General features: G+C 32.6%; 23 protein-coding genes. 15 read left to right on the forward strand and 8 right to left on the reverse strand.

The genetic code is table 11. The annotated features are described in order from the left end of the window. Positions 1-4: 4 nt before the first annotated feature. From purN to ACP15M_RS06155, 4 genes are all read left to right on the forward strand, one after another. On the forward strand, positions 5-574 hold the full coding sequence (purN, locus tag ACP15M_RS06140) for a phosphoribosylglycinamide formyltransferase (RefSeq protein WP_425076307.1): 570 nt from the start codon (positions 5-7) through the stop codon (positions 572-574). Positions 575-664: 90 nt separating this feature from the next. Next, positions 665-1,306 (forward strand): viroplasmin family protein, encoded by a 642-nt coding sequence (locus ACP15M_RS06145; RefSeq protein WP_425076308.1) that lies wholly within the window; start codon positions 665-667, stop codon positions 1,304-1,306. A gap of 56 nt (positions 1,307-1,362) precedes the next feature. Next, positions 1,363-2,289, forward strand: coding sequence for a PfkB family carbohydrate kinase (locus ACP15M_RS06150; protein ID WP_425076309.1), 927 nt, complete (start codon positions 1,363-1,365; stop codon positions 2,287-2,289). Between the two features lie 83 nt (positions 2,290-2,372). After that, positions 2,373-4,271: an amidophosphoribosyltransferase gene (locus ACP15M_RS06155; protein ID WP_425076310.1), complete on the forward strand. Its 1,899-nt coding sequence runs from the start codon at positions 2,373-2,375 to the stop codon at positions 4,269-4,271. Between the two features lie 559 nt (positions 4,272-4,830). Here the strand turns inward: ACP15M_RS06155 and ACP15M_RS06160 are convergent. Next, positions 4,831-5,439, reverse strand: coding sequence for a superoxide dismutase (locus ACP15M_RS06160; RefSeq protein WP_425076311.1), 609 nt, complete (start codon positions 5,437-5,439; stop codon positions 4,831-4,833). An 81-nt stretch (positions 5,440-5,520) separates the two neighbouring features. On the opposite strand from ACP15M_RS06160, the gene ACP15M_RS06165 reads away from it, so the two are divergent. From ACP15M_RS06165 to ACP15M_RS06185, 5 genes are all read left to right on the forward strand, one after another. After that, positions 5,521-8,706, forward strand: coding sequence for a UvrD-helicase domain-containing protein (locus ACP15M_RS06165; protein WP_425076312.1), 3,186 nt, complete (start codon positions 5,521-5,523; stop codon positions 8,704-8,706). Positions 8,707-8,727: 21 nt separating this feature from the next. After that, positions 8,728-9,921: a glycine C-acetyltransferase gene (gene kbl / locus ACP15M_RS06170; RefSeq protein WP_425076313.1), complete on the forward strand. Its 1,194-nt coding sequence runs from the start codon at positions 8,728-8,730 to the stop codon at positions 9,919-9,921. A 133-nt stretch (positions 9,922-10,054) separates the two neighbouring features. Continuing rightward, entirely contained in the window at positions 10,055-11,416 is a 1,362-nt protein-coding gene (locus ACP15M_RS06175; RefSeq protein WP_425076314.1) for an OmpA family protein, read from the forward strand. A 66-nt stretch (positions 11,417-11,482) separates the two neighbouring features. Then, positions 11,483-14,248: a PD-(D/E)XK nuclease family protein gene (locus ACP15M_RS06180; protein WP_425076315.1), complete on the forward strand. Its 2,766-nt coding sequence runs from the start codon at positions 11,483-11,485 to the stop codon at positions 14,246-14,248. After that, positions 14,248-15,090, forward strand: coding sequence for an alpha/beta hydrolase family protein (locus tag ACP15M_RS06185; RefSeq protein WP_425076316.1), 843 nt, complete (start codon positions 14,248-14,250; stop codon positions 15,088-15,090). The genes ACP15M_RS06180 and ACP15M_RS06185 overlap by 1 nt, the downstream gene beginning before the upstream one ends. A 15-nt stretch (positions 15,091-15,105) precedes the next feature. On the opposite strand, the gene ACP15M_RS06190 is transcribed toward ACP15M_RS06185, so the two are convergent. Further along, complete coding sequence (locus ACP15M_RS06190) at positions 15,106-15,900, reverse strand: universal stress protein (RefSeq protein WP_425076317.1); 795 nt, start codon at positions 15,898-15,900, stop codon at positions 15,106-15,108. A 56-nt stretch (positions 15,901-15,956) separates the two neighbouring features. On the opposite strand from ACP15M_RS06190, the gene ACP15M_RS06195 reads away from it, so the two are divergent. From ACP15M_RS06195 to ACP15M_RS06210, 4 genes are all read left to right on the forward strand, one after another. Then, positions 15,957-16,457 (forward strand): GNAT family N-acetyltransferase, encoded by a 501-nt coding sequence (locus ACP15M_RS06195; protein ID WP_425076318.1) that lies wholly within the window; start codon positions 15,957-15,959, stop codon positions 16,455-16,457. Next, positions 16,454-17,788, forward strand: coding sequence for an MATE family efflux transporter (locus tag ACP15M_RS06200; RefSeq protein WP_425076319.1), 1,335 nt, complete (start codon positions 16,454-16,456; stop codon positions 17,786-17,788). Before ACP15M_RS06195 ends, ACP15M_RS06200 begins: the two co-directional genes overlap by 4 nt. 279 nt (positions 17,789-18,067) lie before the next feature. Then, complete coding sequence (locus ACP15M_RS06205) at positions 18,068-18,520, forward strand: 6-pyruvoyl trahydropterin synthase family protein (protein WP_425076320.1); 453 nt, start codon at positions 18,068-18,070, stop codon at positions 18,518-18,520. A gap of 10 nt (positions 18,521-18,530) precedes the next feature. Continuing rightward, the gene (locus tag ACP15M_RS06210; protein WP_425076880.1) at positions 18,531-19,289 is read left to right on the forward strand and encodes a UDP-2,3-diacylglucosamine diphosphatase; all 759 of its coding nucleotides are present in this window, start codon (positions 18,531-18,533) and stop codon (positions 19,287-19,289) included. 135 nt (positions 19,290-19,424) lie between these two features. Here ACP15M_RS06210 and ACP15M_RS06215 read toward each other — a convergent pair whose 3' ends face one another. From ACP15M_RS06215 to ACP15M_RS06230, 4 genes are all read right to left on the reverse strand, one after another. Next, positions 19,425-20,708, reverse strand: a complete 1,284-nt coding sequence (locus tag ACP15M_RS06215; protein ID WP_425076321.1) for an MFS transporter — start codon at positions 20,706-20,708, stop codon at positions 19,425-19,427. A 47-nt stretch (positions 20,709-20,755) separates the two neighbouring features. Beyond that, complete coding sequence (locus ACP15M_RS06220) at positions 20,756-21,787, reverse strand: OmpA family protein (protein ID WP_425076322.1); 1,032 nt, start codon at positions 21,785-21,787, stop codon at positions 20,756-20,758. Positions 21,788-21,883: 96 nt separating this feature from the next. Then, complete coding sequence (gene recJ, locus ACP15M_RS06225) at positions 21,884-23,587, reverse strand: single-stranded-DNA-specific exonuclease RecJ (protein WP_425076323.1); 1,704 nt, start codon at positions 23,585-23,587, stop codon at positions 21,884-21,886. 22 nt (positions 23,588-23,609) lie between these two features. After that, positions 23,610-24,032, reverse strand: coding sequence for an OsmC family protein (locus tag ACP15M_RS06230; RefSeq protein ID WP_425076324.1), 423 nt, complete (start codon positions 24,030-24,032; stop codon positions 23,610-23,612). 88 nt (positions 24,033-24,120) lie between these two features. Here ACP15M_RS06230 and ACP15M_RS06235 point away from each other — a divergent pair, with 88 nt between their 5' ends. Continuing rightward, the gene (locus tag ACP15M_RS06235; protein ID WP_425076325.1) at positions 24,121-24,723 is read left to right on the forward strand and encodes a carboxymuconolactone decarboxylase family protein; all 603 of its coding nucleotides are present in this window, start codon (positions 24,121-24,123) and stop codon (positions 24,721-24,723) included. Between the two features lie 180 nt (positions 24,724-24,903). Continuing rightward, positions 24,904-25,110, forward strand: a complete 207-nt coding sequence (locus ACP15M_RS06240) for a hypothetical protein (protein WP_425076326.1) — start codon at positions 24,904-24,906, stop codon at positions 25,108-25,110. Between the two features lie 394 nt (positions 25,111-25,504). Here ACP15M_RS06240 and ACP15M_RS06245 read toward each other — a convergent pair whose 3' ends face one another. Beyond that, positions 25,505-26,080 carry a uracil-DNA glycosylase family protein gene (locus ACP15M_RS06245; RefSeq protein ID WP_425076327.1) on the reverse strand — a complete coding sequence of 192 codons (576 nt, stop codon included), beginning with the start codon at positions 26,078-26,080 and terminating at the stop codon, positions 25,505-25,507. A gap of 98 nt (positions 26,081-26,178) precedes the next feature. Beyond that, positions 26,179-26,859 carry a 16S rRNA (cytidine(1402)-2'-O)-methyltransferase gene (rsmI, locus tag ACP15M_RS06250; protein WP_425076328.1) on the reverse strand — a complete coding sequence of 227 codons (681 nt, stop codon included), beginning with the start codon at positions 26,857-26,859 and terminating at the stop codon, positions 26,179-26,181. Between the last annotated feature and the right edge of the window lie 33 nt (positions 26,860-26,892).

Below are 26,892 nucleotides of genomic sequence, written 5' to 3' on the forward strand. Positions count from 1 at the left end.
GTAAATGAAACGTATTGTAATCTTTGCGTCCGGAAGTGGCACTAATGCTGAAAATTTAATTAAGTTTTTTCACAACAGAGAAAATGCTTCTGTTATTCAAGTGCTTACTAACAATCCTCATGCCAAAGTTTTAGATCGTGCCAAAAAACTAAAAGTTAGTGCGCTATCTTTCAACAAAATAGCATTTACTGAAACTAATGATGTCTTAGACATCTTAACATCTACTCAGCCTGATTTAATTGTTTTAGCTGGATTTTTATGGAAGTTTCCAGAGCACATACTGAACGAGTTTCCTAATAAGGTCATTAATATTCATCCTGCTTTATTACCCAAGTATGGAGGCAAAGGTATGTATGGTATGAATGTTCACAAAGCTATTGTTGCTAATAATGAAAAAGAATCAGGAATTACAATTCATTATGTTAATGAACACTATGACGAAGGTGCTATTATTTTTCAAGCAAAATGTGAAGTAAGTTCAAAGGATTCACCTGAAGATGTGGCAGCTAAAATTCATGAATTAGAAATGGAACATTTTCCGAAGGTAGTTGAAAAATTATTAAATGAGAAATAGTTCTCGATACTTCGCTTCACTCAACTCGAACTGACGTCGCTTCGAGTGAAACCGAAAGCATTGAGGTTTTGTATCGAGAAGAAACTAAAAATGTCAAAAAAGAAAAAAAAATACTACACAGTTTGGAAAGGCCATCATACTGGTGTTTTTGAATCTTGGGACGATTGCAAAGCACAAATTAAAGACTTTCAAGGTGCACAATACAAATCATTTTCAACCTTTGAAGCAGCAAAAAAAGCATACAAAGGCAACTACAAAGATTATATTGGGAAAAGTAAAAAATTTACAAGTGAGCTTTCTGAAGCACAACTCAAAAAAATTGGTCAGCCTAACTATAAATCTATTGCTGTAGATGCGGCATCATCTGGAAATCCTGGAAAAATGGAATATCGTGGTGTCGAAACCAAGTCTAAAAAACAATTATTCATTCAAGGTCCTTTTGAAGAAGGCACTAATAATATTGGTGAGTTTTTAGCTATTGTTCATGGTTTGGCATTTTTAAAAAAGAACAACAGTGACCTTATTATTTATACAGATTCTAGGACTGCGATGAGTTGGGTCAGAAAAAAAGCCTGCAATACAAAACTAGAACGTAATGCCAAAAACAAAGCCTTGTTCGAATTGGTAGATCGTGCAATAGATTGGTTAAAAAACAATACTTATAAGACTACAATCGTAAAATGGGAAACAAAAGCTTGGGGAGAAATTCCTGCAGATTTTGGTAGAAAATAAATTCGTTTTTTAGTCCTTAAAAATCGTATATTTGCCGCTTAAAATATATCGCTTATATGAGCAAATTAGTTATAGTAGGCACAGTAGCTTTTGATGCTATTGAAACACCTTTTGGAAAAACTGACAAAATATTAGGAGGAGCAGCTACCTTTATTGGTTTAGCAGCTTCACAATTTGATGTAGATGCTGCTGCAGTATCTGTTGTTGGTGGTGACTTTCCGCAAGAATATCTAGATTTATTATCTAACAAAAACATCAATATTGATGGTGTTGAAATCATAAAAGATGGCAAAACCTTCTTTTGGAGTGGCAAGTATCATAACGATATGAACTCAAGAGACACGTTAGCGACAGAGCTTAATGTGCTTGCAGATTTTGACCCTAAAGTCCCTGAAGACTATAAAAACTCAGATGTGGTTATGCTAGGGAATTTGCATCCAATAGTGCAAATGAGTGTATTAAATCAAATGACCGCAACACCAAAACTAGTAATCTTAGATACTATGAATTTTTGGATGGACTGCGCTCTTGATGATTTACACCAAGTCATAAAGAAAGTTGACGTTATTACGATTAACGATGAAGAAGCAAGACAATTAACTGGAGAATATTCATTGGTTGTTGCTGCTCGTAAAATTCATGACATGGGACCAAAGTATGTCGTGATTAAGAAAGGTGAGCATGGAGCTTTATTATTTCATGATGACAATGTATTTTATGCACCAGCTTTACCTCTAGAAGAAGTCTTTGATCCAACTGGAGCTGGAGACACTTTCGCTGGTGGCTTTGCTGGTTATCTAGCAAGTACAGAAGATTATTCTTTTGAAAACATGAAAAACGCGGTTATTTATGGTTCAAATTTAGCTTCTTTTTGTGTAGAAAAATTTGGAACAGAGCGCATGAAAAATTTAACAAAAGACGAAATCGATTACAGACTGAAAGAGTTTAAACAACTCACGCAGTTTGATATTGAATTATCATAAACCAACGCGCTCAAAATTGAGCGCGTTTTTTATTTAATACTATATCCAAAATTTATAATTTTGGTAAACACAACAACACAACAATGAGCGATGCTTTAAAACATGAATGCGGAATAGCACTCATAAGACTTAAAAAACCATTAGAGTATTACAAAGAAAAATACGGAAGTGCATTTTATGGTGTAAATAAAATGTACCTCATGATGGAAAAGCAACACAATCGAGGTCAAGATGGTGCTGGTTTTGCAAGCATTAAATTAGACACCCAACCTGGCGAACGTTATATTAGTCGAGTACGATCAATTGCCCAACAGCCTATACAAGATATTTTTGCTCAAATTAACGAGCGTATTAACGAAGAGTTAAATGAACATCCAGAATATCAAAACAATGTCGAGCTTCAAAAAAAACACATTCCATATATAGGAGAGTTACTTTTAGGTCATGTTCGGTATGGAACTTTTGGAAAAAACAGTGTTGAAAGTGTTCATCCATTTTTAAGGCAAAACAATTGGATGCACAGAAACCTTATTGTTGCAGGAAATTTTAACATGACTAATGTCAATCAATTATTTGATGGCTTAGTACAACTTGGTCAGCATCCTAAAGAAAAAGCAGACACCATAACCATCATGGAAAAAATTGGTCATTTTTTAGATGATGCTGTTAGTAATATTTATAAAAAACTCAAAAAGGAAGGTTATAGCAAAAGTGAGTGTTCGCCTCTTATTGCTGAACGCTTAAACATTGCAAAAATCTTAAAAAAATCGTCTAAAAATTGGGATGGTGGCTATGCTATGGCTGGTTTATTAGGTCATGGAGATTCTTTTGTGTTGAGAGATCCTGCTGGAATTAGACCAACCTATTACTATGAAGATGATGAAGTCGTAGTCGTGGCTTCAGAACGTCCTGTTATTCAAACTGTTTTTAATGTTGATTTTGAAGAGGTTAAAGAACTTGCTCCAGGACATGCCATTATTACTAAAAAATCGGGAGAAGTTTTTATTAAAAAAATTATTGAACCATTAGAACGCAAAGCCTGTTCGTTTGAGCGTATTTATTTTTCTCGCGGAAGTGATGCCGAAATATATCAAGAGCGAAAAAATCTAGGAAAATTATTGATGCCAAAAGTATTGGAAGCAATAGAAGAAGATACAAAAAATACCGTGTTTTCGTACATTCCAAACACGGCTGAAACTTCATTTTTTGGGATGATTGAAACTGTTGAAGAACATTTAAACGAACGAAAAACTAAAGCCATATTAGATGGTAACGGAAAACTTTCCGCAGAAAGCGTTATCGATATTCTTTCAGAAAGACCACGAATTGAAAAAATTGCTATTAAAGATGTAAAGCTTCGAACATTTATCACAGAAGATAGTAGTCGTGATGATTTAGTTGCTCATGTTTATGATGTTACTTATGGTGTTATTAAACCCGAAGATAATTTGGTCATTATAGATGATAGTATTGTAAGAGGTACTACTCTTAAAAAGAGTATCATTAAAATGATGGATCGCTTAAATCCTAAACAAATTATAGTTGTTTCTTCTGCACCACAAATTCGTTATCCCGATTGTTATGGTATTGATATGGCAAACCTCGAAAGTTTAATTGCTTTTAGAGCCATGTTGGAATTATTAAAAGAAAATGATAAATACCATTTAGTTGAAGAGGTCTATCATAAATGTAAAGCGCAATTAGAATTAAAAGACAGTAAAGTCAAAAACTTTGTAAAGGATTTATACAGTGAATTTACTGCAGATCAAATTTCAGATAAGATTGCAGAATTAATATCAGACGATACAGTTAAGGCTAAAGTGAAAACCATTTTTCAGCCTATAGAAAACCTTCATAAAGCTTGTCCGAAAAATTTAGGAGATTGGTATTTCACTGGAAACTATCCAACAGCTGGAGGGAATCGTGTTGTAAATAGGGCTTTTATCAATTTTTACGAAGGAAATAAGGAAAGAGCTTATTAGACAAAATACTCAATTTTAGCATTTTATCCGAAAAAAACAGTCGTTCGTCTGAAAAAAATGCATTTCGTCTAATATTTATATAGGATTAAACAAAATACACATACATTGTTGTCACCATAACATAAGTAGGTTAAGTTCATGGTAGATTTGGGGCAAAAAAAGGTGAACTTCTGTTCACCTTTTTTTATTAACATATGTTTATTTTCTTAACCTATTGAGCCTCAATTTCTTTTATCTACAATTTAAAGTGTCTCTTTATTATTTTCTACAATTGATAACCAAATACGTCTTTTTTTCCGTTTAAGCCAATTTATTCGTCGTTAGTCTAATAAATTTAACTATTAAAAAAAAGTGCTGTTATATTTGTTTCACCATAACATAAGTAGGTTAAGTTTATGGTAGATTTGGGGCAAAAAGGATGAACGCACGTTCATCCTTTTTCATTTTATTATACCAGCGAAGACTAGTCTCTTTATCCTCTAATTCTTCAGAAAAAATTAATGCATAAAAAAAGCAAACTCAAATGAGCTTGCTTTTATAGTATAATAAGAAACGTTAGTTATTTTGCTTCAGCATAACGTCTTTCAACTTCATTCCAATTAATCACTTTAAAAAAAGCATCGATATAATCTGGTCTTCTATTTTGATAGTTTAAATAATAGGCGTGCTCCCAAACATCTAATCCTAAAATTGGTGTTCCACCACAAGTAATACCAGGCATTAATGGATTGTCTTGATTTGGTGTAGAGCATACTTCTACTTTTCCACCTTTATGAACGCACAACCAAGCCCAACCAGAACCAAATTGAGTTGCAGCTGCTTTACTAAATGCTTCAATAAACGCATCTTTTGAACCAAACTCTGCTTCAATAGCATCTTTTAATTCTCCAGACAAATAACCTCTATCTTCAGGATTCATAACATCCCAAAACAAAGAATGGTTATAAAAACCTCCTCCATTATTTCTAACACCTGCATTATTCATATCTAAATTAGTTAGGATGTCTTCAATAGATTTTCCTTCAAGATCAGTTCCTTCAATTGCAGCATTAAGTTTGGTTGTATAACCGTTATGATGTTTTGAGTGGTGAATTTCCATTGTACGAGCATCAATATGAGGCTCTAAAGCATCGTAAGCATATTTTAATTTCGGTAATTCGAAAGCCATAATTTTATGTGTTTTATAAGTTAATATCTAATGATACCAAATTTACATATAAAACAGCGCAATTAAAAATATTAAATAGCTATGAACTCATTGATAGTTTTTATAATTTTAAGCGTGCAAAAGCAATCACCTTTTACAGTTTATAACGCCTCTGCTGGAAGTGGAAAAACATACACTTTAGTTCAAGACTATCTAAAGATTTTGTTTACATCAAATAGCTTACTAACATTTAGAACTGTTTTGGCGTTAACCTTTACTAACAAAGCTGTTGGAGAAATGAAGGAACGCATTATCGAAACCTTAAAAGCTTTTGCAGAGACTTCAATTTTTGAATCCTCAAATAGCATGTTTAAAACCATTGCTAACGATTTAAATATTGAGCCAAAAATACTGCATGAAAGATCTAAACTACTTTTACATACTATCGTTCATAATTATGCGGCTTTCGATATTTCTACTATTGATAAATTTAATCACAGGCTTATACGAACTTTTGCGCATGACTTAAAACTTCCTGTTAATTTTGAAGTTGAACTCGACACCAAAACCATGTTAGGTAAGGCTGTTGATAAACTTATAGACAAGGCTGGAAGTGAGAATGAGTTAACAAAATTATTAGTCGATTTTGCCATTGAAAAAACAAATGATGATAAAAGTTGGGACATTTCTTACGACTTTAATACCATTGCAGAGCTGTTAATTAATGAAAATGAAATACCATATATAGAGCTTATTAAAGACAAAACACTTAGTGATTTCAAAACGCTTAAATCTAGTCTTAATAAACAACAAAAAGAGGTTGAAGTTCAAATCGTTTCATTATCTAATGAAACTCTAAGCCTTATCATGACTCATGGATTAGATTTTGATGACTTTAGCAGAAAGACGCTTCCTAACCATTTTAAAAAAGCTTCAGAGTTAGATTTTTACAGACTATATGACAATAAATTAGAAGATAACTTAGCACAAGGTGTTTCTATTTATAACAAAACACTTGATTCTGGTAAAGCCTCTATTATTGATGAATTACTTCCACAAATAGAAACTAATTTTAAAGCAATAAAAAAGTTAGTTTACGAATCAAAATTTCTAAAAAACGCTTTGAGCAATATTGTACCTCTATCTGTTTTAGGTGCAATCAAATCGACTTTAGACGAATTAAAGGATGAAGATAATTTACTATTAATTTCAGAATTTAACTCTATTATTAATAACGAAATTAAAGAGCAACCTACGCCTTTTATATATGAACGCATAGGTGAAAAGTTTAAACACTATTTTGTTGATGAATTTCAAGACACTTCTACTTTACAGTGGGAAAATTTGATTCCTTTAGTAGCTAATGCTGTTTCTGTCGAAAACTTAAAAGGTGAAACTGGAACAGCAATGTTAGTTGGTGATGCCAAACAGGCTATTTATAGATGGAGAGGTGGACGAGCAGAACAATTTATTGATCTGTATTCTGATGGAAATCCGTTTTTTGTAAATAAAACTATAAAAAACCTTCCTTCAAATTACAGAAGTTTCAAACGCGTTGTAGAATTTAACAACTCCTTTTTTAAACATGTTTCTGATTTTGTATTTACAAATCCGCAACATAAAGCTATTTACAAAAACGCATCTCAAGAATTAGCGTTTGAAAATGAAGGTTATGTAGAATTATCTTTTTTAGACACCAATAATAATGATACAGATGAGATATACTGCGAAGCCGTTGTAGATCGTATTAAAAAAGCTCTAGAAAACGGATTTTCACTCAAAGACATTTGCATTATTGTAAGACGAAAAAAGGAAGGTATAACGATTGCAGAATATTTAAGTAGCCACTCCTATCCTATCATTTCTTCAGAAACCTTAATGCTCAAAAATGCGCCAGAAGTCAATTTTATCGTTAATGTTTTAACCTTAGCCATTCAACCAAAAAATGATGAAGTTAAGGTTGATCTGTTACGTTATTTAGCCGAATATCAATTGTGTCTTGACGATTCACATGCTTTTTTTAGTGACTTGATTTCTAAAAGTCGTTTCAAATTATTTAATGCTCTCAAACATTTTGGCTATGAGTTTGATTTTAATCGCTTTTTGCAATTGCCATTATATGAAGCTATTGAAAGCATTATTAGAGCATTCAAACTCAACACAGCCTCAAATGCATACCTTCAGTTTTTCTTAGATGAAGTTTTAGATTATTCACTTAAATACAACACAAATATTTCTGGGTTTTTAGATTTTTGGAATCGAAAAAAAGACAGTTTAAGTATTGTGTCACCACAAGGAAAAGATGCTATTCAAATTATGACCATTCATAAATCGAAAGGCTTAGAGTTTCCTGTTGTTATCTTTCCTTATGCTAATCAAGGTATTTATTTTGATTTGAATCCGAAAATTTGGTTTCCGGTTGATGAGAGTCGCTTCAACGGATTTTCACATCTGTATCTTAACCTCAATAAAGATTTTGAAGGTTATAACGAAACGAGCCAATTTTTATATCATAAACACCAATCTGAGCTTGAACTAGATAGTATGAACTTATTATATGTTGTTCTTACTAGAGCAGTAGAACAATTATATGTGATTTCAGAATATGACATAGACAAAAAAACACAGTCTGAAAAGCTAAACCAATATTCAGGCTTGTTTATAAATTATTTAAAAGCAACGAACCATTGGGAAAATAACACCTTTGTATACAGCTTTGGAAATCCTATAAAAACTTCCGAAGAAAAAACGACTACTCACGACACTACATCGTTAAATGAGTTTATTTCTACAGCAAAAGAAACCCATCAACTAAATATTGTGACAAGCTCTGGATATTTATGGGATACACTTCAAGAAAAAGCCATAGAAAAAGGAAATTTGATTCATAACATTATGTCTGAAATTAAAACTACTGAAGATATTGCGTACGCATTGGAGCGTTTTATGGTTTTAGGAAAAATTAACGAATCACAGCAAGAAGCACTAAAAACAATTGTACATAATATTGTAAATCATAATCAATTACAACCATATTTTAATTCTGAGCTTACGATATATAATGAACAAGATATCATAACAAAAGACGGAATACTTCTTAGACCAGATCGAATTGTGATAAACCCTAAAAATGAAGCAGTAATTATTGATTACAAAACAGGTTTAACCAATTCAAAACACCAAGAACAACTTTACGATTATCAATTGGTTTTAGAAGATATGAATATAAAAGTCATTAAAAAAATTCTCATCTATATTAATGACGAAATAACAATAAAAGAATTTTAAATTTGTAAAAAAATAGCAATTATGTACGGAAATATCCAAGAACATTTACAATCTGAATTACAAAACATAAAAAATGATGGTCTCTTTAAAGAAGAGCGCATTATCACTTCTGCTCAAGGCGCAGAAATCACATTAAATACTGGTCAGCAAGTATTAAACTTTTGTGCCAATAATTATCTAGGATTATCATCGCATCCAGATGTCATTCAAGCTGCAAAAGACACTATGGATACTCATGGTTTCGGAATGTCATCAGTACGTTTTATTTGTGGTACACAAGACATTCATAAAACACTAGAAGCAAAAATTGCAGAGTTTTATGGCACAGAAGACACCATATTATATGCAGCAGCTTTTGATGCCAATGGAGGCGTTTTTGAACCATTACTAGGAAAAGAAGATGCTATCATTTCAGATTCGTTAAATCACGCTTCAATTATTGATGGCGTGCGCTTATGCAAGGCAGCTCGATATCGTTATAAAAATAACGATATGAACGATTTAGAACAACAACTTATTTCAGCAAATGAAAATGGTGCGCGATTTAAAATTATAGTTACAGATGGTGTGTTCTCTATGGATGGTTTGGTTGCTCCTCTAGATGAGATTTGTGATTTAGCAGATAAATATGATGCTTTAGTAATGATTGACGAATGTCATGCTACTGGTTTTATAGGTGAAACTGGTCGAGGCACATTAGAAGACAAAGGTGTAATGGGTCGCATTGATATCATCACAGGAACATTAGGAAAAGCTTTAGGAGGAGCAATGGGAGGATATACTACAGGTAAAAAAGAAGTGATTGAAATGTTAAGACAGCGATCAAGACCTTATTTATTTTCAAACTCTCTTGCGCCTGCAATAGTTGGAGCTTCAATTAAAGTATTTGAAATGCTCTCTAACGACAACTCATTAAGAGACACCCTTGAAGACAATACAAGTTACTTTAAAAAAGGGCTGAAAGATGCTGGTTTTGATGTGATTGATGGAGATTCGGCAATAGTACCTGTAATGCTTTACGACGCTAAACTTTCACAAACTATGGCCAAAATGTTGTTAGATGAAGGAATTTATGTGATTGGCTTCTTTTTTCCAGTAGTTCCAAGGGAAAAAGCAAGAATACGAGTACAGCTTTCAGCGGCTCATACCAAAATTCATTTAGACAAAGCAATTGAAGCTTTTACTAAGGTTGGAAAACGACTAAATGTTATTTAAATTGAGTCCAAACTCCCTAAATTTAATGCTACTAACCAATATTTTTATATATTTGTCTTTGTTAATAAAATTTAACAACTTACTTTTGCTTACAATTAACACTTATAACACTTAAAATTAAAATTATTAGAATATGAAAAATCTTAGCAGATTATTTTTCGTTTTGTTGCTTGCTTTAAGCTTCAATGCTAATGCACAAGATGAAAACAACCCTTGGAAAATTAGTATTGGTGCAAATGCAGTTGACCTTTATCCTGTTGGAGAAGATGCTCCAAGAGGTGAATTCTTTGACGAATATTTCAATGCAAATGATCACTGGAACATACTTCCATCTTTATCAACAATATCTGTGTCTAGATATATAGATGAAGGTTTTACTTTAAGTGCAACAGGTTCTATCAACGAAATTAAAAAATTTGGTGATGCACGAGTTGATGATTTATCTTACTACGCTTTAGATGGTACAGTGTCATATAGTTTTATGAAACTTATCAAATCTAACAGCATTGATCCTTTCTTAGGTGTTGGTGGAGGTTACACTTGGGTTGACGATATTGGTGCGGGAACCTTAAACGGAGCTTTAGGTATTAGCTACTGGTTTAGTGACAACATTGGAGTAACAGCTCAAAGCACATATAAGACTGCTTTCGAAGATTATTTAGAAGACCACTTTCAACATTCTTTAGGTTTATCAATTAAGTTTGGTGGAAAAGATACTGATTCAGATGGTATTTATGATAAAAACGATGCATGTCCAGATGTTCCTGGTTTAGAAGCATTTAATGGTTGTCCAGATTCTGATAACGATGGTATTGAAGATGCTAAAGATGATTGTCCTAACGAAGCTGGTTTAGCTGAGTTTAATGGTTGTCCTGATACTGATGGTGATGGTGTAGCTGATAATGCTGATGATTGCCCAACTGTAGCAGGCCTTGCTGCTCTTAATGGTTGTCCTGATGCTGATAATGATGGTGTAGCTGATAATGCTGATGATTGTCCTAACGAAGCTGGTCCATCTGCTAACAAAGGTTGCCCTTGGCCAGATGCTGATGGTGATGGCGTTTTAGATAAAGATGATAAATGTCCTAACGAAGCTGGAACTGTAGCTAATAATGGTTGCCCAGAAATTAATCCTACTGCTGAAGTAATGGAACAATTAAATAGCTACGCTAGAACAATCTTATTCAACTCTGGTAGATCATCTTTCAAGAAAGAAACAAATACTGTATTAGAAGCTATGACTGCTATCTTTAAAGAATATCCAGAAGCTAGCTTCTCTATCGAAGGTCATACTGATAGCGATGGTGCAAAATCATCTAACCAGTTATTATCTGAAAGAAGAGCTAATGCTGTTAGAGATTACTTAATTGCAAATGGTATTAATGCAGATAGATTAACAGCTAAAGGATTTGGTGAAGATTACCCAATCGACACTAATAAAACTAGAGCTGGTAAAGCTAACAACAGACGTGTAGAAGTAAAACTTAAAAAATAAGTTTTATTATTAAATAAGTTTAATAAAAAACGCTCCGAATTTCGGAGCGTTTTTTATTTTTATACTATGGTAAGTTTTTTAAACAATGTTGTTGTCGATCTTCAAAAGCAGAATGTAGATTTTTCAAAATTAACATTTGTACTACCTAGTAAGCGAGCTGGCGTTTTTCTTAAGAATCAAATTTCTAAACAACTTAATAAAACACTTTTTGCACCTAAAATTCTTTCAATAGAAGAATTTATTGAAACACTTTCAGGTCTAACTTACGCAACAAATATAGATTTGCTGTTCGAGTTTTATAAAGTATATGAAAAACATACTCCAAAAGATTTAATTGAGCCTTTTGATGTTTTTTCAAAATGGGCTCAAATGCTACTTCAAGATTTTAATGAAATTGATCGCTACCTTGTTCCGCCAGAACATGTTTTTGACTATTTAAATGCTATTAAAGAGCTTGAACACAAACATTGGTCTTTAGAAGAAAACCAAACCTCATATATAAAAAACTATCTCGCATTTTGGAATCGTTTAAAGCTTTATTATACTGAATTAAATCTTCAATTACTTCAAAACAAAAAGGGATATCAAGGTCAAGTCTATAAAGAAGCTATTGAAAATTTAGAACAATTTGCAGCATCACACAGTAATGAAAACTACGTGTTTCTTGGGTTTAATGCTCTTAATAAAGCCGAAGAAATTATCATACAAGAACTGCTTCAACAAAATATAGCAAACATTTATTGGGATATAGATGCGCATTTTGTAAAAGATAAAATACATGATGCTGGTTTATTTATAAGAGCTCATAAAGCTAATTGGCGTTTTTTTGATAAAGAAGATTTTAATTGGTTAACAAATCATTATACCACTAAAAAGAACATCAACTGTATAGGAACTCCAAAAAATATTGGTCAAATTAAATATGTTGGTGAACTATTATCAAAGTTAAAAACTAACAAGGCTTCCTTAGAAAATACAGCTATTGTTTTAGGCGACGAATCCTTACTAATTCCATTGTTAAATTCTATCCCTAAAGATATTGGACCTATAAACATTACAATGGGACTTCCTTTAAATAGTATTCCAATGGCTTCATTATTTGAAGACTTGTTCAGATTACACAAATCTTATGCTCCTACGTTATACTACAAAGATGTTATTTCAATTTTATCGAATCAATTTATAAAACCTCTTTTTGCAACTGAAAACACAAATGAGTCAGATTACATCATTAATGAAATTCAACAAAACAACATTAGTTATCTCTCTTTAGATAAACTTAAATCGTTTTCTCAGAACAACCCTGAAATTATAAATTTACTATTTGACTCGTGGCAAAACAATGCCAATATCGCACTAAAGCGATGTACTCAACTCATTCTAAAAATAAAAAACTCATTAGATCAAAATAAGCAAAACAATCTCTTAGCCTTAGAGTATTTATATCGATTTAATAGCATTTTTAACGAATTGAAAATATTAAACGACAGCTATTCTTATATTAACAATACCATTATTCTTCATGGCTTATATAAAGAACTTTTAAAAAGTGAAACTTTAGATTTTAAAGGAGAACCTCTTAAAGGCTTACAAATTATGGGAATGCTAGAGTCTAGAGTTCTAGATTTTGAAACGGTTATTATCACTTCTGTTAACGAAGGCATCTTACCAGCTGGTAAGAGCAATAATTCGTTTATTCCGTTCGATGTAAAGCTTGAAAACAATATGCCTACATATAAAGAAAAGGATGCTGTTTATACTTATCATTTTTACAGATTACTTCAACGTGCTAAAAATGTACATATTATTTATAATACAGAACCAGATGTTCTAAATGGAGGTGAAAAAAGTCGTTTTATTACACAACTAGAAATTGATAAAACTCATAATATTAATCACTGCATAGTTGCTCCTAAAATACCAATTACTGAACAGCACTTGACAGAAGTTTCTAAATCTTCAGAAATTCTCGAAAAATTAAAGCTCTATTCTAAATCTGGGTTTTCACCATCTGCTCTTACAAACTATATAAGAAACCCAATTGCCTTTTACTACGAAAAAATATTAGGCGTTAAACAATATGACGATGTTGAAGAAAGTGTGGCTTTAAACACTTTAGGTACCATAATACACAATACGCTTGAAGACTTCTATAAACCGCTTGAAGGACAAAACTTAAGCTTAGAGATTATTGCCAAAATGAGGTCTAACATAAAAGCCACTGTAAGCCATCATTTTAAAGAAGAGTATAAACAAGGTGACATTTCTAAAGGAAAAAACCTCATTATATACGAAATAGCGAAACATTATATATCTACTTTTTTAACCCATGAAAGCAATGCTTTAAAAAAAGGCAATACAATAAAAATCATAGCTATCGAAACAAAAAATATAGTCTCAATTGATATTGATGGTATTAATTTTCCTGTTACTTTAACAGGTAAAGTAGATCGCGTAGATAGTTATAATGGTGTTACTAGAGTAATCGATTATAAAAGTGGACGCGTAGAGCAAAATAAAGTTGAAGTTGTAAATTGGGAAGATATAACAACAGACTATGACAAATACAGCAAAAGCTTTCAAATTTTGATGTATGCATATATGATGTATAAACAAAAAGAAATAACCTTACCTATTGAAGCTGGCATTATTTCATTTAAAAAATTAGGTTCAGGTTTTATAAAATTTGGAAAAAAAGAATCACCAAGAACCCGAACCAAAGACAACTTAATAACGGAAGACACTTTGCTCGCTTTTGAAATAGAACTAAAAAAACTCATTTCTGAAATTTGTAACCCAGAAATAAAATTTATTGAAAAAGAAGTTTCATAATGATTTTAAAAAATCAAGTACATCACAGAACGAGTAACAAACCTATTGTTTGGGATGCTTATTTCAAATCTGATGGTGTAAAAAAGCCTCTCGTGATTTTTTGTCATGGTTATAAAGGTTTTAAAGATTGGGGAAGTTGGAATTTAGTAGCTAAAACGTTTAGTGAATACAATCTGTTTTTTGTGAAATTTAATTTTTCTCATAATGGAGGCACTCCAGAAAACCCAATAGATTTTCCAGATTTAGAAGCATTTGCCGAAAACAACTACAGCAAAGAGTTAAACGACTTAGATGATATGCTCAACATGTTGATTTCTGAGAATTTTAAATACAAAAATGAAATAGACATATGCAGCATTACACTTATTGGTCATTCTAGAGGTGGTGGCATTTCAATATTAAAAGCTTCAAGAGATTCAAGAATTACAAAACTAATTACTTGGGCTAGTGTGAGTGATTTTGGCTCTCGATTTGGAACTGTTGAAGATATTAATCAGTGGAAAAAGAATGGTGTAAAATATGTCTTAAACGGAAGAACAAAGCAACAAATGCCTCATCATTTTCAATTCTTTGAAGATTTTAAAGCCAATGAAAAACGATTGAATATTAAACAAGCAACTGAAACGTTAAACATTCCCTTTTTAATCATTCATGCTCAAGGTGATGCTTCTGTTAAACCTATTGAAGCTGATAAGCTACACACATGGAATTCTAACAGTGAACTCTATAACGTTGAAGGTTCAAATCATGTTTTTGATGCTTCGCATCCTTGGAAAGGAACCGAACTTCCAAAAAGCTTAAATTTAGTTGTAGAAAAAAGTATCTATTTTATAAAAAATTAAGAGTAGTCCAATAAATTATTTTAGACCTCTCAATACTAATACAGGTAATTTACTGCTAAAATCTTTTTTAAGTATGGTGCTTTTTTCCCATTTCTTAGTAAAAAATCCTCGCTTACGTCTTACCACACAAAGTAAATCTGGATTATTATCTTTATAATGTTCTAAAACACCTTGATATGTTGTTGCGTTTTCGCTAATTGTAGTATTTGTTATTTGGCTAGATAAGTCTTCACTAACTTCTAAATCACCTTCATTATAGTATGGTGTTTTTACCAACAACAAATTTAAAACAGCCTTAAATTGGTTTTTAATCGTCATTAAAGGAATTAGAGCATCTTCCTTTTTTATAATAGCAGATTTCATTGCTAATAACATTTTCACAATAGGCTTATAAACATATCCTTCAGGAACAATTAACGCAGGAATATTGGTTTGTTTAATAATTTTTCCAGATGTCTTCCCTAAATACACTTCGTCTTTAATAGAAGTTGTTCTAGGCTCTAGAATAATTAAATCTACATCAAGCGTATTACAAGCCATTTCTAAAGTATCTGTTAACTGACCTTTAAATGTTTTTAAAATAATTTCAACATTTCTAGTATTTACTTTATCTACATGACTTTTTAAAAACCCTAAGCTCTCACGTTCAATCATGTCGTCTACTTTCATCATTGTTCCTGCTTTGGTAGTTACATTGTACACTTGTACTACATATAACTTTGCACCAAAAGCATGTGCAAAATCAACTGCATATTGTAAATGGCTTACTGCATTTTTTGAGGATCCAACGGGAACTAAAATAGACTTCATAACTAAATATTTAAAAGTAACTTTGTTAAATTGTTTGGTAAAGGTAAGTATTAAAAATGATTCGAAAAGCTACTGTAAACGATATTGGCCACATTATAAGCATTACTAAAGCTTGTGCAAAGTTTATGATCGATAAAAATATTTTTCAATGGAACGAACATTATCCAACTAAAACTGCTTTTGAAAACGACCTTAAAAGAGACGAGCTTTATGTTTTAGAAACCGATAATACTATAAAAGGCTGTATTGTAATTTCTACATGTATGGATGAAGAATACATGCCTGTACAGTGGTTAACTCCAAATGAAAACAGCATCTATATTCATCGTTTAGCCATTCATCCAAATTATCAAGGCAAAGGGTTTGCTCAACAACTAATGGATTTTGCTGAAACTTTTGCGCAACGTAACAATTATACTTCGGTAAGGCTAGACACCTTTTCGAGAAACAAAAGAAATCAAAAATTTTACGAACTTCGTGGCTACCAAAAGTTGGGCTCAATTTATTTTCCGAAACAAAGCGAATATCCTTTTTATTGCTACGAATTAATCCTTTGAAAACAGATATCACATTAAAAAACATTAACAAACTAGCCATTCCTGCTTTAATTGCTGGTGTAGCAGAGCCTATCTTGTCTTTAACTGATACTGCCATAATTGGTAATGTAGACTATAATTCTGCAGAAGCTTTAGCAGCAGTAGGTATAGTTGGTACTTTTATTTCGATGCTTATCTGGGTTTTAGGACAAACAAGAAGCGCTATTTCTTCAATAGTTTCACAACATTTAGGCGCAAATAAATTAGATCAGGTCAAAAATTTACCTGCTCAAGCTATTTTTATAATAACATCAATTAGTATTCTAATTATCATTTTTACCTGGCCTTTTGCGTCTCAAATTTTTAAACTGTATAATGCCTCAAATCTAATTTTAGAGTATAGCGTGAATTATTATCATATTCGGGTTTTCGGATTTCCATTCACCTTGTTCACTATTGCTATTTTCGGAACATTTAGAGGGCTTCAAAACACATTCTATCCAATGATAATTGCAATTATTGGCACCATCATTAATATTATTTTAGACATTGTTTTAGTGTATGGTATTGATGGTGTCATTAACCCAATGCATATTAAAGGTGCAGCTTATGCAAGTGTTATCGCTCAAATTATAATGGCTTTATGTTCTGCATACTTCTTATTAAAAAAGACAGATATATCATTACGCATAAAATTTCCATTCAATCCTGAGATTCAAAATTTCATCCTAATGATTTTAAATCTGTTTGTCAGAACCTTAGCTTTAAATGCGACCTTGTATTTTGCGACTCGCTTTGCAACATCTTACGGAACTGAATATATAGCTGCATATACTATTGCGATTAATTTATGGTTTTTAGGCGCATTCATAATTGATGGTTATGCTAGTGCTGGAAACATTTTATCTGGAAAATATTTAGGTGCACAAAATTATAAGAAGTTAATTGAACTTAGTCGATTTCTTATTAAATGTGGCATTGGTGTTGGTGTGGTTTTAGCAATATTAGGTTTGATATTCTACAATTTTATTGGTTCTATTTTCACTGAAGACTTACTCGTGCTCAATGAATTTTACAAGGTCTTTTGGCTTGTCTTAATCATGCAACCACTTTGTGCATTAGCTTTTATTTTTGATGGCATGTTTAAAGGTATGGGAAAAATGAAATTTTTAAGAAACTTACTTTTACTCTCAACAGGTTTAGTGTTTGTTCCTGTATTATTCTTGTTAGATAACTATAACCTAAAATTATATGCAGTGTTTATAGCGCTAACCCTTTGGATAATTGCTAGAGGTGTTCCTTTAATCATAAAATTCAGGCAACTATTTTTATCGCTTTCACAAAAGACGTAACTTTGACGCATAATAATGTTTAAACATGAATGTGTTATTGGTAGTACTACAAAATACCGACACTTACGATTCGGGTTATGATATTGGTTACGCTATTGGTAAAAATTTACCTTATGTTATTATCTTAATTTTTGCATTTTTTGTGTTTAGGTATTTTAAAAATAAATCTAAAAAATAGGTTATGGATATCATGTCATTTTTAAGCGGAAGTGGTTTATTCTTAATTTTAGGAATTGTACTCGTTGTAGTATATTTCATTAATCGAAATAAAAGACGCTAATGAGCAATATTCGCATTACAAAACAGTTTTCTTTTGAAGCAGGTCATGCACTTCATGGCTATGATGGAAAATGTAAAAATTTACATGGTCACAGTTACCATCTAGATGTAACCGTTATTGGAACACCAATTTCTGATACAACTAATGTAAAATGTGGAATGGTTATAGACTTTGGAGATCTTAAAAAAATAGTTAAAGAAGAAATTGTAGATGTATTTGATCATTCAATGATATTTAACAAAAACACACCTCACCTAAGTTTAGCAAAAGACCTTAAAGATCTTGGGCATCACATATTACTTGTTGACTATCAACCAACTACCGAAATGATGATTGGAGAATTTGCTCAAAAAATCAAGCAACGTCTTCCTAAAAACATAAAATTGTATTCTCTTAAACTAAGAGAAACGGCAACCAGTTTTGCAGAATGGTACGCTTCAGATAATGACTAAACCAACGCACATAAAAATTCCTGAAGGCAAATCAATTTATTTTGCTTCAGACAATCATTTAGGTGCTCCAACTAAAGAAGCTTCTTTGCCTCGTGAAAAAAAATTCGTGGCTTGGTTAGATGACATAAAACATGATGCTGCTGCTATTTTTTTGCTTGGTGATTTATTTGATTTCTGGATGGAATATCGACGCGTTGTTCCAAAAGGATTCACTAGAACCTTAGGGAAATTAGCTGAAATTAGTGATTCTGGAATTCCTATTTATTACTTCGTTGGTAATCATGACTTGTGGATGAATGGTTATTTTGAAGAAGAACTTAATATTCCTGTATATCATAAACCAAAGGAATTTACATTTAACGACAAATCTTTTTTTATTGGTCATGGTGATGGCTTAGGTCCTGGAGACAAAGGCTACAAACGCATGAAAAAAGTATTCACCAATCCTATTTGTCAATGGTTGTTTAAACGTGTTTTGCATCCAGATTTCGGAATGCGAATTGGACATTATATGTCTGTAAAAAACAAGCTTATTTCTGGAGATGAAGACGCTAAGTTTTTAGGCGAAGACAACGAGTGGTTGGTGCAGTATTGTAAACGGAAACTTGAAGAATCACATCGTGATTATTTTGTGTTTGGACACAGACATTTGCCTTTAGATATTGAACTAAACGACACATCAAAATATATCAATTTAGGCGATTGGATTCAGTATTATACCTATGGTGTTTTTGATGGAAATAGTTTTGAGTTAAAGACTTTTAAATAATTGTCATTTCGAGTACTTCGACTTCGCTCAGCACAGGCTTTGTCGAGAAATCTCTTTCAATTAAGATTCTTCGCTTCATTATATTCCGCTCTGAATGACACAAACTCATAGACATTTTTTATTCAAAAGGAAGTATTACTCTTTTTCATGAGCTTCCATATCTTCGGTTAAGTCTAATTTTCTAAATGAAGGTGATACCAAAGCAGTAGTGATAACTGTAATCAAGGTCATACTTCCTCCAAAAACTACAGCAGTTGCTGTTCCCATTAATTTAGCAGTTAATCCACTTTCAAAAGCACCTAATTCGTTTGAAGATCCTACAAACATCGAATTTACCGAAGACACACGACCTCTCATATGGTCAGGAGTTTTCAACTGAAGGATGGTTTGCCGAATCACCATTGAGACACCATCAAACACACCACTAAAGAACAAGGCAGCAACTGAAATCCAAAATATAGACGATAAGCCAAAAGCAATAATGCTTAACCCAAATCCGAATACAGCAATTAGTAGTTTCAATCCAGCTTTCCGTACAATTGGAATATAAGCTGTGACCAACATCGTTAAAAACGAACCTACATTTGGAGCAGCAACCAAAATACCAAAACCTTCAGAACCAACTTTCAAAATATCGGTTGCAAAAACTGCTGCCAAAGCAATAGCTCCTCCAAACAATACCGAAATCATATCTAAGGTCAATGCACCAAGAATAGCTTTAGTTTTAAACACAAACGATACACCTTCCTTTAAACTTTGAACCATCGGTTCTCCAATATTCGGATTTAAAATTGGTTTGCGTTTAATTCGATATAGCATCGTTAACGAGAACAATACCAAAACAAATACAATACACAACGACCAATGCACTCCAGATTGGTCATCTGTACCAAGCCAACTAATTGAAAACCCAGCAAAGGTTACGCCTAGCACTCGAGCCATTTGCCAAGTAGAGCTATTCCATGTAGCTGCATTAGGATAGACTTTCTTCGGAACAATAAGTGCTACCAATGAAAAAATCGTTGGTCCAAAAAAGGAACGTAAGAGTCCACCAAAAAACACAAATCCGTAGATAGTATATAGAATTCGATTAACAGACCATGTTTCTGTAATGGTTGGTGAGGTAATCCAAAATAGACCAAAACTAATCAATGAAAACAATGCAATGCACAAAGCTAATAAATTGCGTTTTTCGCGTTGGTCTACAATATGTCCTGCAAACAAAGCCATGCCTAAGGCTGGAATAATTTCCATCAAGCCAATGATTCCAATATACAATGGATCTTTCGTGAGTGCATAGACTTGCCATTCTATAATGACAAACTGCATGGACCAAGCAAATACCAATGCAAATCGAACCAATATAAAGATATTGAATTCTCGATATCGAAGTGCTGCGTATGGATCGGTTTTAGTCAATTTCTCTTAATTTAAATTATAGCACAAAACTAAAATAAAGAATGGCGTTATTTTAGTTTTTCAATCAATTTAAATGCAACACGTCGGTTTGCTTGCTGACCTTTTTCTGTTGTATTATCTGAAATGGGTTGAGAACTTCCATAACCAAAAAAGGTAATTCTAGATTGGTTAATCCCTTTTGAATTTAGATAGTCTGCAACAGCTTTTGCGCGTTGTTTTGATAATTCCTGATTTCTTGAATCTAAACCCACATTATCTGTATGACCATAGATTTCAATCTTTAAATTAGGGTTTTTAATGAGATGATTATAAAGTAGATTTAATTCATCTATGGAATTATGTAATAAATCTGCTTTATCGAAATCGAATAAGATAGTTTTAAAAGTATAGACTTGATCGGTCTTAATTTCTGGTGCTTCTGAAACCTCAGCAGTTGCTTCTATATTTTCCTTTTCAAAAGGTTCGATTGAAACATCATCTATGTAATAGTATGAAAAGGACTCATATTTTGATTTCCTTGTTTTACTTTTTAGGGTTGACGAATTTGGGTTAAAGTTTCCAATGATGAAGTAATTCTCAAATCCTTCAGCAGTATATGTGAATGAGACTTCCATCCATTCTTTGTCGTCGTCATAAAATGCCTTACTAAAAATTGGTCTAAACTTTATTCTTGGGTGCCTTTTAGAGATCGCTTTAGAGCGAATATTTGTATTGCTTTTCATAGCATTAAATTTTTTGAATAGCATTGTCAAGCCAAGCTCTTTTAATGCATATCTTGAATTTTCAGCTAAACTGATATAAAACTTGATTTGATACTTTTTCCCTCTTTTTAAGGTGGATTTAAGCTTTCCTTGAATGTATTCTCTGTAATCTTTTTTTATATAAACATAGATTCCTGCATAACCATTACCTGTTCTTGCCTTTTGATAACCCATAAAATTATCAAAACCCATTTTTTCACTACAAGAGTTAAAATAATCTGTAGTACCATTATTTGGAATTGACCAGTTCTTGACGTTTAGGTGAAAGAAACTAATGTCTCTAGGACAATCTTGAAAGTCTTCAAAACTAGGATTCATTACTAGGTTTTGAGCAAAAACAATCTTTAGAAAACAACAACAAAGAATCGTTATGGTGAGTTTCATATTTTGAGTAACGTAAACCTGTTTGGAATATTATGCCTTGATATCTCTCAACTTTAACTGTAAACTTGTTCTACCTTGCCAATGGTTTTCGTCAATAGAATAAACTGCATCAAAGGATTTGTTGTCTTTGATCAGATCAATCTTATTTCCGAGGTTAAAACCAATTCCTACAAACTTCGGCCCTCTCGACTGCGCTTGAGGTGACACGACAGTTAATCTCAAATGTTTATCATCTTCTCCAACACATTTACCATAGCCTGAATCTTTTACATTTTGTGTCATAAAAATTGGTGTCATATTTCCTGGTCCAAAAGGTGTAAACTGACGAAGAATTCTGTAAAATTTTGGTGTGATTTCATCTAGTTGAATTTGGGCATCAACTTTAATTTCTGGTATGAGTAAGTCTCTATCTATAGTTTTAGACACCTCATCTTCAAAAGCCTGTTTAAAAGCAGCATAGTTTTCTTCCTTTAATGTCAGTCCTGCAGCATACTTATGTCCACCAAACTGTTCAATATGCTCACTACAAGCTTCCAAAGCATTATATACATCGAAGCCTTTTACAGATCGTGCAGAAGCTGCTAATTGATTCCCACTTTTGGTAAACACTAAGGTTGGTCTGTAATAGGTTTCGGTTAATCTAGAAGCCACAATGCCAATCACACCTTTGTGCCAAGACGCATTATAAACTACTGTGGTTAATCTATTTACTTCATTATTTTCAGAAATTTGAATTAAGGCTTCTTCAGTAATTTGTTTATCAGCTTCACGTCTGTCGAGATTGAATGTATTGATTTCTTTAGCATGCTCTTCAGCTAAAAACTCATCCGTTTCAGTTAATAAATTTACTGCATAATTACCATGTTTCATTCGTCCTGCCGCATTAATTCGAGGTGCGACGATAAACACAACATCTGTAATGGTAAGTTTATCTTTTTTTACTTCGGAAATCAAGGCTTTAATCCCTAATCTTGGATTGGTATTTATAACTTGCAATCCAAAATAAGCCAAGGCGCGATTTTCTCCTGTTATAGGCACAATATCTGCTCCAATGGCAGTTGCTACTAAATCTAAATACACAACTAGATCTTCAACAGATTGACCCTCTTTTGAAGCCAAAGCTTGAATGAGTTTAAAGCCAACACCACAACCGCAAAGTTCCTTATAAGGATAATCACAATCGTCACGTTTTGGATCTAAAACAGCAATAGCTTTAGGTAATTTGTCTCCAGGTCTATGATGATCGCAAATGATAAAATCGATGCCTTTTTCTGAAGCATAAGCCACTTTATCAATTGCTTTTACGCCACAATCTAAGGCAATAATCAAGGTAAAATCGTTGTCATGAGCAAAGTCAATGCCTTTATAGGACACACCATAACCTTCATCATAACGATCAGGAATATAGGTCGCAATTTGATCTGATTTGCTTTTTAAATAGGAAGACATAAGTGCAACAGATGTCGTTCCATCAACATCATAATCGCCATACACTAAAATATTTTCATTGTTTGACAATGCTTTTTCGATTCGAGCTACAGCCAAATCCATATCCTTCATCAAAAAAGGATCATGTAAATCGTTAAAACTTGGTCTAAAAAACGTTTTGGCAGCTTCATAAGTTTCAATACCTCGTTGTACTAATAAAGTTGCAACAGAAGCATCTACCTGAAGTGCTTTCTGTAAATCTTCAACAGTTTTAGAATCTGGTTTTGGTTTGAGAGTCCAACGCATGTACGAATATAGAAAATTTACGCTAAATATTGTGGTAATGAATAGATGTTTTTACTTCAGCAAATCTTCTAAACATTTCCATCACACCACAATATTTTTCAATAGATAGATCAACTGCTTTTTTTATTTTGGTGTCATCCAGATCTTTTCCATAAAAATGATATTCAACTAAAACTGTATGATAATATTTAGGATGTTCATCGGTCAACTCGCCATAAGTATCTATTCTAAAATCAGAAAAAGGAACTTTCATTTTCTTCAATATTGAAACCACATCAAGACCAGAACAACCAGCTAAAGAGGATAACATCATGGCTTTCGGACTCAATCCAGAGTTGTGTCCTCCATGTTCTGGAGACGTATCCATCGTGACGAGTTTACCACTAGGATTATCTGAATCAAACTGTAAATTTCCTTTCCAATGTGTAACGACTTTATGAGACATAATATTAAAATTTAAGTGATTACTTGTTTAAGTAATTATGTATTATCTTAGTCAAAAATACTACTAAAAAACTCAAATTTCTATTTATATGGCATTAGTTACACCTTTATCTCCAGAGCACGATTTAGAAACCAAAGAATTGGCAGAATTCTTTAATGAAACGCTTGGCTTTTGTCCAAATTCTGTACTTACGATGCAACGTCGTCCTGCAATTTCAAAAGCATTTATCAACCTCAACAAAGCCGTTATGGCAAATGAAGGTCGTGTGACTTCTGCTTTAAAGCGTATGATTGCTTGGGTTAGTAGTAACTCGACAGGTTGTCGTTATTGCCAAGCTCATGCTATTAGAGCTGCCGAACGTTATGGCGCAGAACAAGAACAGTTAGATAATATTTGGGAATACCGAACACACTCGGCTTTTTCTGAAGCTGAACGCGCTGCCTTAGATTTTAGTTTAGCAGCTTCTCAAGTTCCAAATGCAGTGAATGCTGAAATTAAAGACCGTTTATACCAACATTGGGATGAAGGCGAAATTGTAGAAATGCTTGGTGTCATATCGCTGTTTGGCTACCTAAACCGTTGGAATGATTCTATGGGAACAGATATTGAAGAAGGTGCTGTTGAAAGCGGCAACCAATATTTAGGAAAACATGGTTTTGAGGTTGGAAAACATGATGGTTCTCTGTATTAAATTGACATTCCTGCCTTGGCAGGAATCTAGATTGTTAGATTTTTAGAACGCTTTGCGTTTAGATATAATTAGATTAAATACCTCTTCAGAAATGGAGAGGTGTTTTGCTTTTCTGTTTCAATGCAAACCATGTCACAGTAAACTATTTCCTGCTTAATACATTAGCAAAAAATATGTTATATGAAATTTTTAAAAGATACTCGCAACATTATTGGGCTAATAATTTTACTAGGTGTTATCATTAAAGAACTTGGAAAATCTATCAGAATTGAACAATTCAAGAACTTTAATGATTCTAAAATAGAGTCAATCGGAAAATATGAAAAAGATTCAAATAAAAATACTTTAGATACTTTGAAAAACCATATTACTGATTACAAGCATTAAATAAAAACTGTTTTCTTTATTTAGCAGTAATGATTAACAATGAAATAAAAATATTACCCAAACTCAAAGGAAAACACTTCCATAAATCTATTTTGTGTGTAGTGTTACTTATGGTTTTCGTTGTTTCTATTTTTAGTATAATACTAATCTTCTTTAATGAAGAACTTATATCTTTTATAAAAGCATTAAAAGATTAATATGATCCCTTTTGCGGATGTGGTGGATTTATTATAAGTTCAAAATCTTTTTAAATCTTTGTTTTAATAAAGATTCTTCGCTATGCTCTGAATGACATATTTAAACGGTTTTTGTCATTCTGAAGGCTACTGAAATCAAAATATATTTTGAACAAAAATACATTGCGAAGCAAGTGACTAAAAAATCTAAATACAGATTAATCTTTCAAAACCTTTTTAACAGTCAACTTTAAAACGTTTAAAACCTCATCACTAAACCAAGGATTTTTAGCTAACCAAAATCGGTTTCTCGGACTAGGATGTGGCAAGACAAAATATTGTGGTAAGTAGTCTTTATAATTGGCAACCGTTTCAGTTAAAGTTCGTTTTGCTTTCTCTTTTAAATAATACTTCTGTGCATACATCCCAATTAAAATCACCAATTCTACTTGTTTCATTTCATCAAATAAAGCTTGATGCCATTGTGGTGCGCATTCTTTTCTAGGAGGTAAGTCACCACTTTTGCCTTTTCCTGGATAACAAAATCCCATTGGAATAATAGCAAACTTAGATTCATCATAAAACACTTCTGTAGAAACATCTAGCCATTTACGTAATTGTCTACCCGAAGCATCATCCCAAGGAATTCCTGATTGATGCACTTTGGTTCCAGGTGCCTGACCAATAATCACAATTTTAGAATCTGGATGTCCTGTTGCGACTGGTCGAGGACCAAGAGGTAAATGTGCTTCGCAAATTCTGCATTGTCTTATGTTGTGAAGTAAATCTTCCATTTTAACTATTAAACATCACACTTTCGTCAAACTGAACTTGTTTCAGTTTCACACTTAAAAATAATGAGATTCTGAAATGAATTCAAAATGGCAACTCTTTAAAAACTATTTTTCTTACCTCCAACAATAATAACGATTTCGCCTTTTGGAGGCTTATTTGTATAGTATTCTAAGACTTCTTTTGCTGTGCCTCGTGTGGTTTCTTCATAGAGTTTGGTTAACTCTCTAGATACAGACACTGGTCGTTCTTCACCAAAATACTCACAAAAATTTGAAAGTGTTTTTATGAGTTTATGCGGACTTTCATAAAAAATCATGGTACGTGGTTCAGCTGCTAAAAGCTTCAATCGTGTTTGACGACCTTTTTTAACTGGCAAAAACCCTTCAAAGACAAATTTATCATTTGGTAGTCCAGAATTTACTAAAGCAGGAACAAATGCAGTTGCTCCAGGCAAACATTCAACTTCAATATCATTTTCAACACAAGCTCTAGTTAATAAAAATCCAGGATCTGAAATGGCTGGTGTTCCTGCATCACTAATGAGCGCAATTGATACTCCGCTTTTGAGTTTTTGTACTAAAACTTCTACCATCTTATGCTCATTATGCATATGGTGGCTTTGCATTTGTGTACTAATTTCAAAATGTTTTAATAATTTTCCTGAAGTACGTGTGTCTTCTGCTAAAATTAAATCGACATCTTTCAGAACTTCAACAGCTCTAAACGTCATGTCTTTTAAATTTCCTATAGGTGTTGGAACGATATAAAGTTTAGGCATTATTTTTTTGATTGTTTTCAAATTTACAATCTT

The sequence above is a fragment of the Psychroserpens sp. S379A genome (assembly GCF_049800755.1).
In the GTDB taxonomy this organism is placed as follows: domain Bacteria; phylum Bacteroidota; class Bacteroidia; order Flavobacteriales; family Flavobacteriaceae; genus Psychroserpens.